Raw genomic sequence first — 999 nt, forward strand, 5'->3', positions numbered from 1 at the left:
CAGCCTGCTCTTTTCGTCCTGACAGTTCCTTTCACGGGTGAAAGAAACTGCCACGACACCATACCGCGGGACCGTTGCCTGCAATAGTGAAAAAAGAAAATTCTACTTAAAATAATCCATGTTTGATTTTGAGAAAGTAAACTAATGAGTTAACTTTGTTAAATGATTAGAAAGATAATTGCATACAAGGACTATTTTGTCAATTTCTATAAAAGTCAGGACTCAAAGGTTCAAGAGAAAATTGAATATGTACTTGACCTGGTTAGATTTGAAAGACAAGTTCCCAAGAAGTTTTACAAGTTACTTGAAAATACTGATGGAATTTGGGAAGTTAGAGTAATTACGACTTTTAAGAGTATTAGGATTTTATGCTTTCAAGATAAAGGAGACTTAGTAGTACTGACAAATTGCTTTCTAAAAAAGAGTCAGAAAACTCCCCAAAAGGAGATTAAAATGGCTGAGAAATTAAAAAAAGAGTACTTAACAGAAAAATATGGAGGATCTTCAAAATGAAAAATTTAACTGATTTCGAAGACTTATTAAAAGAAAAATACGGAGAAAAAGGGACTTCAAAAAGAGATAAATATGATTCTGATTCACTAGCTTTCAGATTAGGAGTTATGCTTAAAGAAGCCAGGAAAGAAGCACAAGTGACTCAGGAAGAACTTGCTGAAAGAACTGGGACAAAAAAGAGCTATATTTCAAGAATTGAGAGAGGACAAAGTGATATACAAATCTCGACCTATTACAAATTAATTGAAATTGGATTAGGAAAACATTTGAATATTTCAATTGGATAAAAAACTACTGCAGGCAACACGCGGTCATAGTGCATGGCAGTAATTTAAATAAAATGTATCAACGTTCGCTGTCTGTCCCTTTCGTCTTGACAGTTCCTTTCACGGGTGAAAGAAACTGCCAAGACACCATACCGCGGGAACGTTGTAAGCAATGCCGGGATTAGTTGTTTGAGATCTTATAAATTGGCCTCCACCCTAT

Annotated in this window: 2 protein-coding genes; both read left to right on the top strand. The window is 34.9% G+C overall.

Annotation, left to right across the window (positions count from 1 at the left end; translation table 11 throughout):
• Positions 1–162: 162 nt before the first annotated feature.
• Positions 163–513 (top strand): type II toxin-antitoxin system RelE/ParE family toxin, encoded by a 351-nt coding sequence (locus ACE1ET_RS20455; protein WP_375730286.1) that lies wholly within the window; start codon positions 163–165, stop codon positions 511–513.
• Positions 510–800 carry a helix-turn-helix domain-containing protein gene (locus ACE1ET_RS20460; protein WP_375730287.1) on the top strand — a complete coding sequence of 97 codons (291 nt, stop codon included), beginning with the start codon at positions 510–512 and terminating at the stop codon, positions 798–800. Before ACE1ET_RS20455 ends, ACE1ET_RS20460 begins: the two co-directional genes overlap by 4 nt.
• Positions 801–999: the final 199 nt, after the last annotated feature.

The sequence above is a fragment of the Quyinboa mangrovi genome (genome assembly GCF_042219825.1).
In the GTDB taxonomy this organism is placed as follows: domain Bacteria; phylum Bacteroidota; class Bacteroidia; order Bacteroidales; family UBA5342; genus JBHJHP01.